The organism is Kitasatospora sp. NPDC002040 (assembly GCF_040296785.1).
Classification (GTDB): Bacteria; Actinomycetota; Actinomycetes; order Streptomycetales; family Streptomycetaceae; genus Kitasatospora.
In genome coordinates this window covers 23,340-37,557 of record NZ_JBEOXV010000031.1, presented here as the reverse complement: position 1 = coordinate 37,557, position 14,218 = coordinate 23,340, and the positions used below count along the sequence as shown (strand labels likewise).

At 72.8% G+C, this 14,218-nt stretch carries 9 protein-coding genes; 6 read left to right on the top strand and 3 right to left on the bottom strand.

The window, feature by feature from the left end; genetic code table 11:
- Positions 1-106: 106 nt before the first annotated feature.
- Complete coding sequence (panB, locus tag ABT118_RS32210) at positions 107-982, bottom strand: 3-methyl-2-oxobutanoate hydroxymethyltransferase (RefSeq protein WP_350678099.1); 876 nt, start codon at positions 980-982, stop codon at positions 107-109.
- Positions 983-1,212: 230 nt separating this feature from the next.
- Here panB and ABT118_RS32205 point away from each other — a divergent pair, with 230 nt between their 5' ends.
- The 3 genes from ABT118_RS32205 (at position 1,213) to ABT118_RS32195 (ending at position 4,647) form a co-directional block, all read left to right on the top strand.
- The gene (locus ABT118_RS32205) at positions 1,213-2,826 is read left to right on the top strand and encodes a DHA2 family efflux MFS transporter permease subunit (RefSeq protein WP_350678094.1); all 1,614 of its coding nucleotides are present in this window, start codon (positions 1,213-1,215) and stop codon (positions 2,824-2,826) included.
- A 51-nt stretch (positions 2,827-2,877) separates the two neighbouring features.
- A complete protein-coding gene (locus tag ABT118_RS32200; RefSeq protein ID WP_350678087.1) occupies positions 2,878-3,531 on the top strand; it encodes a TetR/AcrR family transcriptional regulator in 654 nt (217 codons plus the stop codon).
- A gap of 120 nt (positions 3,532-3,651) precedes the next feature.
- Complete coding sequence (locus tag ABT118_RS32195) at positions 3,652-4,647, top strand: endonuclease/exonuclease/phosphatase family protein (RefSeq protein WP_350678082.1); 996 nt, start codon at positions 3,652-3,654, stop codon at positions 4,645-4,647.
- A gap of 31 nt (positions 4,648-4,678) precedes the next feature.
- Here ABT118_RS32195 and ABT118_RS32190 read toward each other — a convergent pair whose 3' ends face one another.
- A complete protein-coding gene (locus tag ABT118_RS32190) occupies positions 4,679-6,427 on the bottom strand; it encodes an NAD+ synthase (protein WP_350678075.1) in 1,749 nt (582 codons plus the stop codon).
- 196 nt (positions 6,428-6,623) lie between these two features.
- Here ABT118_RS32190 and glnA2 point away from each other — a divergent pair, with 196 nt between their 5' ends.
- A complete protein-coding gene (gene glnA2, locus ABT118_RS32185) occupies positions 6,624-7,985 on the top strand; it encodes a gamma-glutamylpolyamine synthetase GlnA2 (RefSeq protein ID WP_350678071.1) in 1,362 nt (453 codons plus the stop codon).
- A gap of 76 nt (positions 7,986-8,061) precedes the next feature.
- On the opposite strand, the gene ABT118_RS32180 is transcribed toward glnA2, so the two are convergent.
- Entirely contained in the window at positions 8,062-9,465 is a 1,404-nt protein-coding gene (locus tag ABT118_RS32180) for a hypothetical protein (protein WP_350678067.1), read from the bottom strand.
- A gap of 258 nt (positions 9,466-9,723) precedes the next feature.
- Between ABT118_RS32180 and ABT118_RS32175 the strand changes: the two genes are divergently transcribed.
- Both ABT118_RS32175 and ABT118_RS32170 read left to right on the top strand, forming a co-directional pair.
- Entirely contained in the window at positions 9,724-10,932 is a 1,209-nt protein-coding gene (locus tag ABT118_RS32175) for a hypothetical protein (RefSeq protein ID WP_350678062.1), read from the top strand.
- Positions 10,933-11,171: 239 nt separating this feature from the next.
- Positions 11,172-14,174, top strand: coding sequence for a bifunctional [glutamine synthetase] adenylyltransferase/[glutamine synthetase]-adenylyl-L-tyrosine phosphorylase (locus ABT118_RS32170; protein ID WP_350678057.1), 3,003 nt, complete (start codon positions 11,172-11,174; stop codon positions 14,172-14,174).
- Positions 14,175-14,218: the final 44 nt, after the last annotated feature.

The window sequence follows — 14,218 nt, the reverse complement described above, 5'->3', positions numbered from 1 at the left end:
GCTGTGCCGTTGCCCGTCCCGCGGGCCGGCTCCCCCCGGGGGGGGGCCGTCCATGGTGCCGGGGGGGGGCCGGGGCCCCGCCCCCGCCCTTCCTCATGCGCGCGTCCTACTTGAAGGTGTGCTCCGGCGCCGGGAAGGTGCCCGCGCCGACCTCGGCGGCGAACTCCCGGGCGGCGTCGCCGAGCACGGCCCGCAGGTTCGCGTACTGCTTGACGAACTTGGGCACCCGGCCCGCGGTCATCCCGGCCATGTCGGTCCAGACCAGCACCTGGGCGTCGGTGCCCGCCCCGGCGCCGATGCCGACGGTCGGGATCGCCAGCTGCTCGGTGACCTGCGCGGCCAGCTCGGCCGGCACGGCCTCCAGCACGACCGCGAACGCGCCCGCCTGCTGGACCGCCTTGGCGTCCCGGAGCAGCTGGTGCGCGGCCTCGTCGCCGCGCCCCTGCACCGGGTAGCCGCCGAAGGCGTGCACCGACTGCGGGGTCAGGCCGATGTGGGCCATCACCGGGATGCCGGCCTCGACCAGCAGCTCGATCGAGCGGGCGCTGCGCTCGCCGCCCTCCAGCTTGATCGCGCCGACCCCGGCCTCCTTCATCAGGCGGGCCGCGTTGTGCATGGCCTGGGCGGGGGACTCCTGGTAGGAGCCGAACGGCATGTCGCCGATCACCAGGGCGCGCCTGGTGCCGCGCACCACGGCGGCCGAGAGCATCACCATCTGGTCCATCGTCACCGGGACGGTGGTCTCGTAGCCCAGGTGGCAGTTGCCGGCCGAGTCGCCGACCAGCAGCACCGGGATGCCGGCCTCGTCGAAGACCCCGGCGGTGAGCGCGTCGTAGGCGGTGAGCATCGCCCACTTCTCGCCGCGCTGCTTGGCGGCGGCGATGTCGCGGACGGTCACCCGGCGGTTGGTGTTCCCGCCGTAGAGGGTCTGGCCCTCGCGCTGACCCTGGCCCTGGGCAGGCTGAAGCGGAGAAGCGTTCATGGAACAGGCTCCTGAAGGTTGTCGTCTCGTGGCGCCGTACGGCGTCCCCGGATCTGCTCCCATGCTTGCACGCCGACCCGGCTTGGCAAAGGGCGGGCGCACGGGTTCTCCGCTCAGGGGTTCTTTGCCCAGAATTTACGATACGGACCCGTCTCGTATCGGAAAGGTCGCTACGCTCATTCCGAGACGCTTTCGACTCGTAATGCCCGTCACTGGGGGAGACCCATCTCATGACCACCGCCGCACCGCCCCGGATCCCCGAGGCCATCCACCGCCGCCGCTGGGCGATCCTGGGCACCCTGGTGCTCGCCCTGCTCGTCGTCGTCCTCGACAACTCGATCCTGAACGTCGCGATGAAGACCATCGCCTCGCCCGCGCCGACCGGCCTGGGGGCCAGTCAGAGCGACCTCGAATGGTCCATCAACTCCTACACCCTGGTCTTCGCCGGGCTGCTGTTCACCGCCGGCCTGCTCGGCGACCGGCTCGGCCGCAAGTGGGCGCTGCTCGGCGGCATGGTGGTGTTCGGCCTCGGCTCGCTGCTCTCCGCGCTGGCCACCTCGCCCGGTGAACTCATCGGCTACCGCGCGGTGATGGGCCTCGGCGGCGCCTTCGTGATGCCCGCCACGCTGGCCATCATCATGAACGTCTTCGAGCGGGACGAGCAGCCCAAGGCGATCGGCATCTGGGCCGGCGCGGTCGGCCTCGCGATCGCGATCGGCCCGATCACCGGCGGCCTGCTGATCGAGCACTTCTGGTGGGGCTCGGTCTTCCTGGTGAACGTCCCGATCGTGCTGGTCGCCCTGGTGGCGATGGCGCTGCTGGTGCCCGACTCCAAGGACCCGCGGCCGGGCCGGCTCGACCCGGTCGGCGTGCTGCTCTCCATCGTCGGCCTGGTCGCGCTGATCTACGGCATCATCAAGGGCGGCGAGCTGGCCGACTTCACCGACCCCGCGGCCTGGGCGCCCACCCTCGGCGGCCTGCTGGTGCTGATCGGGTTCGTGCTGTGGGAGAAGCGCACCGACCACCCCGCGATGAACGTCGCCTGGTTCCGCAACAAGGTCTTCAGCGCCTCCGTCACGGTGATCGGCCTGGTCTTCTTCGCGCTGATGGGCGTCTCCTTCTTCGGCGTCTTCTACATCCAGAGCGTGCGCGGCTACAGCGCCCTGGAGGCCGGGGTGCTGATGCTGCCGCTGGCCGTCGCCCAGCTGCTGTTCGCCCCCCGGGCCCGGCTGGTGGTGGACCGCTTCGGCGTCCGGGCCACCTGCGCGGCCGGGATGGCGCTGATCGTGGTCGCCTTCCTCGGCTACCTGCTGCTCGGCAAGACCACCTCGATCTGGCTGCTGGTGGTGCTCGGCTTCCTGATGGGCACCGGCATGGCGCACGTGATGCCGCCGGTCACCGTGGCCATCATGGGCTCGCTGCCGCGCGAGAAGGCCGGTGCGGGCTCCGCGCTGAACAACACCTTCCGCCAGGTCGGCGGCTCGCTCGGGGTGGCCGTGCTCGGCGCGGTGCTCTCCACCGTGTACCGGGACGGCGTCTCCGACTCGCTGGCCCAACTGCCGCCCGCACTGCGGGACAAGGCGGGCGAGTCGCTGGAGGCCACCCTGGCGATCGCCGGGCGGACCGGCAACGGCGCGCTGGTCGGGCAGGCGGAGGAGTCCTTCATCCACGCCATGCACGTGGTCGCCGGGCTGTCCGCCGGGGTCACCTTCGTCGGTGTGCTGCTGGCCTGGTTCCTGCTGCCGGGCAAGGTCGCGGCCCCGGGCGCACCGGCCGGGCCGCCCGCGGGCGCACCTGCGGCGCCGGGCGCCGGGCAGGCCGCCGATCAGGCCGAACGGGTCTGAGGCGCCGTCATGACCGACCAGCGCGGTGGCCGAGGCGGGCAGAATGGCCCCATGCAGACCGAGACCACCGCACCCGTCCCCGGCGAAGGGTCCTGCGCCCCCCGCCGGGGACGGCCGCGCAGCGAAGCGGCCGAGCAGGCGATCGTGGCCAGCGTCGAGCGGCTGATGGAGGAGGGCTCCGGTCTGACCGAGCTCTCGATCGAGCGGATCGCGGCCGCTGCGGGTGTGGGCAAGGCCACCATCTACCGGCGCTGGCCGAACAAGGAGGCCCTGCTGGTCGACGTGCTGGCCCGGCTGGAGCAGATGCCGGTGCCGCCGCACGCGGGCGCCACCGTCCGGGACAGCCTGATCGCGATGGTCGACGACATCCGCCGCCGGGGCCTGGCCAAGCGCTCCCGCTGGGTGCTCAAGACCGCCCTCGGCCAGCTCGACTCCTGGCCCGAGCTGCGGGTGCTCTACAAGGAGAAGGTGATCAAGCCGCGCCGGGAGCTGGCCCGGCAGATCATCCGGCGCGGGGTCGAGGAGGGCGTGCTCCGGGACGACCTCGACGTGGACCTGCTGACCGAGATGGTGGTCGGCCCGATCCTGATCCGCACCGTGCTCTGGGAGGACGCCCCGCTGGACGACGAGGGGCTGGCCGAACGGATGGTCGACGCGGTGCTGACCGGGGCCGGAGTGCGCCCGTCCGGTGGCGAATCTCACTGAACCGGGGCGCGCCGCAACCCGGTGCGTCCGTCCGTACGTCTGTCCCGTCATAGGCTGAGCCGAGAATCCGACTAAATCGGTGTCAGCCCGACGAAGCGGAACAGCACGGAGGATCGGTTCATGGCACAGACGGACGAGGCAGTGGCACCGGCCGACGGTGAACCGCCCGCAGCCCGTCGGTCCTGGCGGCGCGGGACCTGGCGGCGCGGCTGGATCCTCGCCGGGCTGGCCGTCCTGACCGCCCTGCTGCTCGCCTTCCACTCCTCGGTGCCCAACGCGGTCGGCAACCTCGGCAGTCTGCTGGAGACCTTCCTGCCCTGGCTCGGCCTGGCCGTCCCGGTGCTGCTGGTGCTCGCGCTGCTGCGCCGCTCGGCCACCGCGCTGGTCGCGGTGGTACTGCCCGCCGCGGTCTGGCTCAACCTCTTCGGCGGCCTGCTGACCGACAAGAGCACCGGCAAGGGCGACTTCACCGTGCTCACCCACAACGTGGCCGCGGCCAACACCGACCCGGCCGGCACGGTGCGGATGCTGAACGCCTCCGGCGCCCAGATCGTCGCGCTGGAGGAGCTGGCCGCGGGCGCCGTCGGCACCTACCGCAGCGGCCTGGCCGCCCGGTACCCGTACCACGTGGTGGAGGGCACGGTCGGGCTCTGGTCCACGTACCCGATCGCCGACACCCGGGTGGTGGACATCAGGATCGGCTGGACCAGGGCGTTCCGGGCCACCGTGACGACCGGTCAGGGGCCGGTCGCGGTCTACGTCGCGCACCTGCCGTCGGTCCGGGTCAAGTTCGACGGCGGCTTCACGGCCGAGCAGCGGGACGTCAGCGCGCAAGCGCTGGGCGACGCGATCCAGGCCGAGCCGCTGAAGAAGGTGCTGCTGCTCGGCGACCTGAACGGCACCATGAACGACCGCTCGCTGGCCCCGGTCACCTCGCAGATGCGCTCGGCCCAGGGCGCCGCCGGGGACGGCTTCGGCTTCAGCTGGCCGGCCGGCTTCCCGATGGCCCGGATCGACCAGATCCTCAGCAAGGGCGGGCTGAAGCCGACCGACTCCCGGACGCTGCCGGCCGACGGCAGCGACCACCTGGCGGTCGCGGCCGACTACCGCTACTGAGTCCGGGCCCCGGGCCTCGCCTGAGCCGCCGTCAGCCGCGCCGCCAGTGGTTGGTGATCGGCAGCCGGCGGTCCCGGCCGAAGCCCTTGCGGGAGATCTTCGGGCCCGGCGGGTACTGCCGCCGCTTGTACTCGGCGGTGTCCACCAGCCGGACGATCCGGTCCACCACGGCCGGGTCGAAGCCCTGCGCCACGATCGCGTCCCGGCCCTGGTCGCCCTCGACGTAGAGGTCGAGCACGGTGTCCAGCAGGTCGTAGTCCGGCAGCGAGTCGGTGTCCACCTGACCCGGGCTCAGCTCGGCGGACGGCGGCTTGCTGATGGTGTTCTGCGGGATCGGCGGCACCTCGCCGCGCTCCTCGGCCAGCTCGTTGCGCCAGGTCGCCAGCCGGAACACCAGCGACTTGTAGACGTCCTTGATCGGCCCGTACGCGCCCACCGAGTCGCCGTACAGGGTGGAGTAGCCGACCGCCAGCTCGCTCTTGTTGCCCGGTGCGAGCACCAGGTGGCCCTCCTGGTTGGAGATCGCCATCAGCAGCGTGCCGCGCAGCCGGGACTGCAGGTTCTCCTCCGCCAGGCCGGTCAGCCCGAGCGCGCCCATGTAGGCGTCGAACATCGGGGCGATCGGCACGGTACGGAAGTTCAGGCCGGTCCGCCGGGCCAGCTCGGCCGCGTCGTCCCGGGAGTGCTGGGAGGAGTAGCGGCTCGGCATCGAGACGCAGTGCACGTGGGCCGGTCCGAGTGCGTCCACCGCGATCGCGGCCACCAGGGCGGAGTCGATCCCGCCGGAGAGCCCGATCAGCACCGAGCGGAAGCCGTTCTTGCGCACGTACGCCCGGGTGCCCTCGACCAGTGCGGCGTAGATCTCCGCCTCGTCGCCCAGCCGGGGTGCCGTGGCGGGGGTCACCGGCTCGGCGGGCGCGGGCAGTTCGGCGCCGCCGAGGTCGGTACGGGTCAGCCGGAGGCCGTCGACCAGCGGCAGCCCGTCGGTGCGGTCGTCCGCGGCGGGTGCCAGCTCCAGGTCGACCAGCAGCTGGGTCTGCTCGAACTGCGGCGCCCGGGCGATCACCGCGCCGTCGGCGCCCACCACCAGTGAGTCGCCGTCGAAGACCAGCTCGTCCTGGCCGCCGACCATGTTCACGTACGCGAGCGGGCAGCCGGCCTCGGCGGCCCGGCGGCGGACCAGGTCCAGCCGGGCGTCGTCCTTGTTCCGCTCGTACGGCGAACCGTTGATCACCAGCAGCAGCCCGGCCCCGGCCTCGCGGGCGGCGGCCACCCGGCCGCCGTCCTGCCAGATGTCCTCGCAGATCGCCAGCGCCACGTCGACACCGTGCAGCCGCAGCACCGGCAGCTGGTCGCCCGGCACGAACCAGCGGTGCTCGTCGAAGACGCCGTAGTTGGGCAGGTAGTGCTTGGCGAACCGGCCCACCACCGCGCCCCGGTGCAGCACGGCGGCGCAGTTCTGCGGGGAGCCGGCCGGGAGGTTCGGTGCCGCCTGCTCGGACCGGCCCAGGTAGCCGACCAGGACCGGCAGTTCGCCCAGCCCCTCGGCCACCAGCCGGGCGGCCAGCTCCGGCAGCGCTGACCGGGACGCCTCGACGAAGGAACTGCGCAGCGCGAGGTCCTCGACCGGGTACCCGGTCAGGGTCATCTCGGGGAAGGCGACCAACTGGGCACCGGCCTCGGCGGCCTCCCGGGTCCAGCGCACCACCTCGTCGCAGTTGCGTGCGATGTCGCCGACCCAGGGGTCGGTCTGGCTCAGGGCGAGACGGATGTTGGGCATGTCCCGAGTCTAATCGTCTAACTGACGTTATGTCGCTGCCGGGGCCTCCGGACCGGCCCGACCTGGCCTTCCCGGGGCGACCGGAGCTAACCAACCGGACGAAGATCCGACATGATGGGGGAAGTTGGCGCCAGGCCGCTCCGGGCGTGCTTCCGGGCGTAACACGAACGTAAAGAGCAGAGGTGAGACTGTCCCCATGGGCAAGCAGCAGGAGTTCGTGCTTCGCACGCTCGAGGAGCGTGACATCCGTTTCGTCCGGCTGTGGTTCACCGACGTACTCGGGTTCCTCAAGTCGGTCGCCGTGGCTCCGGCCGAGCTGGAACAGGCCTTCGAGGAAGGCATCGGCTTCGACGGCTCCGCGATCGAGGGCTTCGCCCGGGTCTACGAGTCCGACATGATCGCCAAGCCGGACCCGACCACCTTCCAGATCCTGCCCTGGCGCTCGGAGACCCCCGGCACGGCCCGGATGTTCTGCGACATCCTGATGCCCGACGGCTCGCCCTCGTACGCGGACCCCCGGTTCGTGCTCAAGCGCACCCTGGAGAAGGCGTCCAGCCTCGGCTTCACCTTCTACACCCACCCGGAGATCGAGTTCTTCCTGCTGAAGAACCTCCCCGGTGACGGCACCCCGCCGATCCCCGCCGACCAGTCCGGCTACTTCGACCACACCCCGCGCGGGGTCGGCCACGACTTCCGGCGCCAGGCCATCACCATGCTGGAGTCGATGGGCATCTCGGTGGAGTTCTCCCACCACGAGGGCGCCCCCGGACAGCAGGAGATCGACCTCCGCTACGCCGACGCGCTCTCCACCGCTGACAACATCATGACGTTCCGTCTGGTCATGAAGGAGGTCGCGCTGGAGCAGGGCGTGCACGCCAGCTTCATGCCCAAGCCCTTCTCCGACCACCCGGGTTCGGGGATGCACACCCACCTCTCGCTGTTCGAGGGCGACCGCAACGCCTTCCACGAGTCCGGTGCCGAGTACCAGCTCTCCAAGGTCGGCCGCTCCTTCATCGCCGGCCTGCTCCGGCACGCCGCCGAGACGGCCGCCGTCACCAACCAGTGGGTCAACTCCTACAAGCGGATCTGGGGCGGCTCGCAGCGCACCGCCGGCGCGGGCGGCGAAGCCCCCTCGTACATCTGCTGGGGCCACAACAACCGCTCCGCCCTGATCCGGGTCCCGATGTACAAGCCCGGCAAGCAGGGCTCCACCCGGGTCGAGGTCCGCTCCCTCGACACCGGCTGCAACCCCTACCTCGCCTACGCCGTCACCCTCGCGGCCGGCCTCAAGGGCATCGAGGAGGGCTACGAACTCCCGCCGGGCGCCGACGACGATGTCTGGGCCCTCTCCGACGCGGAGCGCCGGGCGATGGGGATCCAGCCGATGCCGCAGAACCTCGGCGAGGCCATCGACCTGATGCAGCGCAGCGAGCTCGTCGCCGAGACGCTGGGCGAGCACGTCTTCGACTTCTTCCTGCGCAACAAGCGCCAGGAGTGGGAGGAGTACCGCTCCGAGGTCACCCCGTTCGAGCTGCGGAAGAACCTCCAGGTGCTGTAACGGCCGGTCAGAGCTGTGACGCCCCACGGGCCGACGGATGGATTCCGTCGGCCCGTGGGGCGTTTTGGTGCCGCTGTCACTCCTGGGCCGTCCCTGGGTCGTGAGGCCGTGGGGTGCTGCGTCGGCGGCGCCGGGCGAGGGTTGTGGCGATGGTGGCGAGGAGGAGGCCGTAGGCGACGGCTCCGAGCAGGAGTTGGACGGCGGCGGTGGCGAACGGGAGGGTCGGGCAGGTGGGGTCCAGCAGGTGGTAGGCGGACCAGGTGGCCGGCCAGAGGGCGGCGAGCAGTGTCCAGCCGAGTTCGCCCGGGGTCAGGTGCTCGGGGACGGGGGTGAGGTGGCGGGCCGCTTCGGGGGGAGAGGCGGTGGTGGCGGCCGGGAGCGGGCCGTACAGGGAGCCCAGGTGGAGGTGCGAGCTGTCGGTGACGAGCAGGAGTTGTCGGGGGTCCGTCCCGGAGAGCCAGCCCGGGCCGGGGGACGGGGTGTCGGGGCCGGTGAGGAGTGCGTCCTCGCCGGTGTCGGTGAAGCGGAGCAGGTGGTATTGCTCGGTCTTCTGCTCAGGGTCGGTGCGCCGCTCCGGCAGGGTCGGGACGCTCACCGTGCGGCCGGTGACGTCGACCCGGTGCCAGTGCCAGGGCCCGGCCAGGAGGGCGTCGGCGGTCCGGCGGGACGGGGTCCAGCGGCTGAGGGCGGTGTTGAGGCACGGGAAGAAGGCGCAGAACAGGATGGCGCCGCCCCAGAACCAGGAGGCCTTCCGGGCAATCGGGGCCCGGGCGCCCTCCCCGGTCAGCTCGACGGCGGCCACTGGGCGGAGGTTGGACCCGGGCAGGTGCAGGACCCGGAGCCGGGCCCCGACCGGGAGGGCGGCGACGGCGGCGGTGCGCGGCAGCTCGACCGGTTCGCCGGGGGTGTCGCCGACCGGGCCGATCCGGTACGGCGCGCCCGGGGGGTAGCCGGTCGGCGTGCCGACGGACCAGAGCGGCGGGAGGATCTCGTAGTCGCCCCAGGCGGCGCCGGCCGCAGCGAGTTCGATCCGGCGCTGCGCCAGCTCGGGGGCGGGGCCGCTGAACGGGGCGAACAGGCAGAGCAGGACGAGCACCCCGGCCATGACGCCGAAGGTGACCCGCAGGACCGTCAGCCGGTCCCGGCGGCGGAGCCGGGCCAGCAGGGCGCGGACGTCCTCGGGCCGGGGCGGCGGTGGGGGGCCGATAGGAGGGGCCGGCGGGCTGCGGCGCGTGGCCCGGACCCGGGCGAGCAGCCAGCCCGCGCCGAGCAGGGCGGTGGCCGCCAGTGGCCCGATCAGCAGGGGGCGTACCCCGGGGCGCCAGGGGAGTGCGACGGCGGCCAGCAGGTAGCAGAGCAGCGCGAGTCCGCTGAGCAGGCCGAGCGTTCTGGTCCAGCCGGTGGGCCGGTGCGGGTGCGGGCCCGGCGCCGGTACCCGATCCGGCCGTGCGGGCGCACCGTCGTCCGTCGGCTGCACCATGACCCGTACCCCCCGTGCCGGTCGGACTGCCGGAACGAGCGTACGGGGTACGGAAGTTCGAGCGGGGTGGTTTCGTTCACCCGGTGGGACGCGCCGCGCGGCGGACGCCTGACGGGAGGTCAGGCCGGATTGGGGGCCGCACCCACCGATGGCGGTACGTGTTTAGCCAGTGACGGAGGGTTGTGATCCGATGGGTGGTGTCCACCCTCACTGGCAGGCCGCAGCGGACTGCGCGGCTCCCTGATCCGAGAGGTACACATGCCCTCCACCGTTAGTCGCGCCGTCGGCGCACGTCGCCTGGCGCGCCGCGTCGGCATCACGGGCGCGGCCCTGGTCGCCGTCGCGGCCCAGCTGCTCACCAGCCCCGTCGCGGACGCCCGCGGCTCGGGCGAGCGCCGGGCCCATGGTGACGACGACGTGATCTCGCAGAACGTCCTGCCGATGAGCACCCGGTTCCAGGACCAGTTCCACGGCTCGATCACCAGGATCAGCAACTCGCTGATGACGTGCGACGAGACCAAGCCGCCGCTCGACCCGGCGCAGCCGCCCTGCGAGCAGGCCAGGACGGGCGAGGGATCGCGGCCGATCAACAACAACTACCAGATGAAGTACATCAACATCGACCCGGGCACCATCGGCCCGTTCGGTGACGAGATCTACTCCGCCAGCTCGGCCGACCTCGGGCTGATCGAGGGCTCCACGGTGAAGTACGCCCGGCTGTACTGGGGCGGGACCCGGGGCATCGACGACGTGGTGCTGCCGGAGAGCCGGATCGACGAGGTCTACCTCAAGCTGCCGGGCGACACCGAGTACACCAACATCGCCAACGACCAGTCGTCGATCGGCTACATCACCACCGAGGCGGAGAGCAGCTACCAGGCCTCGGCCGACATCACCGAGCTGGTGAAGGCGAAGGGCAACGGCACCTACACCGTCGCCAACATGGACTCCGTCATCAAGCCGCACAGCTGGGGCGGCTGGACGATCGTGGTGGCGTACGAGAACGCGTGCAAGCCGCTCCGCCACATCCACCTCTGGGACGGCTTCGTCCCCGAGCTGCCGGACAGCCCGGCGATCGACATCAAGCTGCCCGGCCTGGTCACCCCGAAGACCGGTGATCTGCACGCCAAGCTCGGCTACGTGGTGTACGACGGCGACCTGAAGTGGACCGGTGACACCTTCTTCGCCAAGTCCACCAACGGTCCGAAGACCGAGTTCACGGACCAGAACCACTTCTCCAACGACGCGTTCAACTCCACCATCGAGGAGCTGACCCCGTCCGACCAGTTCGCCCGGGTGCCGTACAACCGGAACAACTTCGGCTACGACTCCAACCGTTGGGACATCTCCAGCATCCTGCGCAACGGTGACACCGACATCACCGCGACGGTCGACACCGACAAGGACGGCTACAACCTGGGCGTCTTCTACGCCTACGTGAACCTGGACGACTCAGCCGAGGGCTGACCCTCCACCGACTGCCGCGCCCCCGCCCGCCGGGGGCGCGGCAGTCGTGTTTTCCGGGCCGGTCCCGCCGCGCAGGCCGGTCCGACGGCGGGTCAGAGCCCGGTGCGGGAGGGGAGCCGGGCGGGCACACCGGGGTTAACGGGCCATCAGGTGGCGGAGTGCCGGGCGGCGACCACGGCCGGCGGCCTCTCGCACACGTACGCTCGTATCGAACAGGTGCGGGTGGAGGAGAGGCGGCCGTGGTGGCGGAGCGGAGCAGTCGGCTGGAAGTACGGCTGGTGCGGCGGGGGTTCTCCGACCCGGAGGCGGCCGTCGGGCTGCTCGGCGAACCCTGGCTGCACGGCCTGGCGGACGACCCGGTGCTGCTGGACGCGCTCGGCGCGACCGCCGACCCCGACCTCGCGCTGCTCGGCCTGGCCCGGCTGCTGGAGGCCCTGGACGCCGCCGAGCGGCACACCCTGCGCGACACCCTGACCAGCTCCAAGCCACTGCGCGACCGGCTGCTCTCGGTGCTCGGCGCCTCCACCGCGCTCGGCGACCACCTGGCCAGGCACCCGCGCGACTGGCACGCCCTGGTCACCTTCGAACTCCGCGACATCCACCCCGGCCCCGCGGACTTCCGGCGCGAGCTGGACCGCCGGGTGCGCGCCGGCGAAGGCGCCCCCGCCGACGCGCTCCGGATCGCCTACCGCCGCTGCCTGCTCGCCATCGCGGCCCGCGACCTGAGCGGCACCACCGACCTGCCGCAGGCCGCCGCCGAACTCGCCGACCTGGCCGGCGCCACCCTGCAGACCGCCCTCGACCTGGCCGCCGAGGAGGACCCGGAGGCGGCCGCCCAGTGCCGGCTCGCGGTGATCGGCATGGGCAAGTGCGGCGGCCGGGAGCTCAACTACGTCTCCGACGTGGACGTCATCTTCGTCGCCGAGCCGCGCGAGGGCGTCGAGGAGCACCGGGCGGTGCAGGCCGCGACCCGGCTGGCCGCCCGGATGATGCGGCTCTGCTCGGACACCACCGGCGAGGGCAGCATCTGGCCGGTGGACGCCAACCTGCGCCCCGAGGGCCGCAACGGCCCGCTGGTGCGGACCCTGGCCAGCCATCTGGCGTACTACCAGCGCTGGGCCAAGACCTGGGAGTTCCAGGCCCTGCTGAAGGCCCGCCCGGTGGCGGGCGACGCCGAGCTCGGCGCCGCGTACGCCGAGGCCACCGCCCCGCTGGTCTGGCAGGCCGCCGAACGGGACAACTTCGTCGCCGACGTCCAGCAGATGCGCCGCCGGGTGGTGGACGCCATTCCGGTCGGCGAGGTCGACCGGCAGCTCAAGCTCGGGCCCGGCGGGCTGCGCGACGTCGAGTTCGCGGTCCAGCTGCTGCAACTGGTGCACGGCCGCACCGACCCCCGGCTGCGCAGCCCCAACACCCTCCAGGCCCTGGCCGAGCTCAGCGCGGCCGGCTACGTCGGCCGGGCCGACGCGGCCTCGCTGGACGCCGCGTACCGCTTCCTGCGGGCGATGGAGCACCGGATCCAGCTGCACCGGCTGCGCCGGACCCACCTGGTGCCGACCGACCCGGCCGACCTGCGCCGGTTGGCCCGCTCGCTGACCGCCGAGATCAACGACGACACCAGGGCCGACCCGGTGGCCGCGCTCCAGCGCGAGTGGAAGCGGCACGCGGTCGAGGTCAGGCGGCTGCACGAGAAGCTGTTCTACCGCCCGCTGCTGGACGCGGTGGCCGAGCTGCCGACCGGCGCGATCGGCCTCTCCACCCAGGCGGCCAAGGCCCGGCTGGAGGCGCTCGGGTACGCCGACCCGGCGGCCGCGCTGCGGCACCTGAGCGCGCTGGCCTCCGGGGTGAGCCGCAAGGCGGCGATCCAGCGCACCCTGCTGCCGGTGCTGCTCGGCTGGTTCGCCGACTCGGCCGACCCGGACGCCGGGCTGCTGAACTTCCGCCAGGTCTCCGACGCCCTCGGCCGCACCCCCTGGTACCTGCGGCTGCTGCGGGACGAGAGCGCCGCCGCCGAGCAGCTGGCCCGGGTGCTCTCGGCCGGGCGGCTGGCCCCCGACCTGCTGCTGCGGGCGCCCGAGGCGGTGGCCATGCTCGGCGACCCGCAGGGCCTGCTGCCGCGCGGGCGGGCCGCGCTGGAACAGGAGGTGCTGGCCGCGGTCGGCCGGGCCGGCTCGGCCGCCGCCGGGGTCGCGGCGGCCCGCTCGGTCCGCCGGCGGGAGCTGTTCCGGACAGCGGCGGCGGACGTGCTCGGCCGGTTCGGGGACGAGCCGGGGGCGGCCGTGGACGCGGCCGGCGAGGCGCTGACCGCGCTGAACACCGCCACCCTGCAGGGAGCGCTGCGCGCCTGCGTGGCCGAGTGGGAGGCCGCCAACGGCGAGCTGCCGACCCGGCTGGCGGTGATCGCGATGGGCCGGTTCGGCGGGCGGGAGATGGGCTACGGCTCGGACGCCGACGTGCTCTTCGTGCACGAGCCGCTGCTCGGCGTGCTGGAGCAGGACGCGGCGAAGGCCGCGCAGGCCGTCTGCAACCAGCTGCGGACGCTGCTGGCCGCGCCCTCCACCGAACCTCCGCTGCTGGTCGACGCCGACCTGCGGCCCGAGGGGCGGCAGGGGCCGCTGGTACGGACCCTCGGCTCCTACGAGGCCTACTACCGGCGCTGGTCGCACGTCTGGGAGTCGCAGGCGCTGCTGCGGGCCGAACCGGTCGCGGGCGACGCCGGGCTGGGGGAGCGGTTCCGGGCGCTGATCGACCCGATGCGGTACCCGGGGACGGGGGTGCCGGACCAGGACCTGCTGGAGATCCGGCGGATCAAGGCCAGGATCGAGGCCGAGCGGCTGCCGCGCGGGGCCGACCCCACCACCCACACCAAGATCGGGCGGGGCGGGCTGGCCGACGTGGAGTGGACCGTGCAGCTGCTCCAGCTGCAGCACGGGCACCGGGTGCCGGGCCTGCGGACCACCCGGACCCGGGCCGCACTGGCGGCGGCGGTCGGGGCAGGGCTGGTGCCGGAGGAGGACGCGGCGGTGCTGGATGCCGCCTGGGTGCTGGCCTCGCGGGTGCGCGGCGCCGTCATGCTGGTCCGGGGCCGGGCCGGGGACAGCTTCCCCAGTGAGGCCCGCGAGCTGGCCGGCGTGGCCCGCTACCTCGGCTACGGCTCCGGCCACACGGGCGAGCTGGTCGACGACTACCGGCGCACCACCCGCCGGGCCCGGGCCGTGGTGGAGCAGCTGTTCTACGGCTAGCCGGTCATGCGCCGTGCGGTTCGACCCGCACGGCGGAGCCGGCC

Coding starts and splice junctions, on each gene's coding strand:
- ABT118_RS32195 (WP_350678082.1), top strand. CDS start 3,652: ATGGCACAGACGGACGAGGCAGTGGCACCGGCCGACGGTGAACCGCCC.
- ABT118_RS32180 (WP_350678067.1), bottom strand. CDS start 9,465: ATGGTGCAGCCGACGGACGACGGTGCGCCCGCACGGCCGGATCGGGTA.
- ABT118_RS32200 (WP_350678087.1), top strand. CDS start 2,878: ATGCAGACCGAGACCACCGCACCCGTCCCCGGCGAAGGGTCCTGCGCC.
- glnA2 (WP_350678071.1), top strand. CDS start 6,624: ATGGGCAAGCAGCAGGAGTTCGTGCTTCGCACGCTCGAGGAGCGTGAC.
- ABT118_RS32190 (WP_350678075.1), bottom strand. CDS start 6,427: ATGCCCAACATCCGTCTCGCCCTGAGCCAGACCGACCCCTGGGTCGGC.
- ABT118_RS32205 (WP_350678094.1), top strand. CDS start 1,213: ATGACCACCGCCGCACCGCCCCGGATCCCCGAGGCCATCCACCGCCGC.
- ABT118_RS32175 (WP_350678062.1), top strand. CDS start 9,724: ATGCCCTCCACCGTTAGTCGCGCCGTCGGCGCACGTCGCCTGGCGCGC.
- panB (WP_350678099.1), bottom strand. CDS start 982: ATGAACGCTTCTCCGCTTCAGCCTGCCCAGGGCCAGGGTCAGCGCGAG.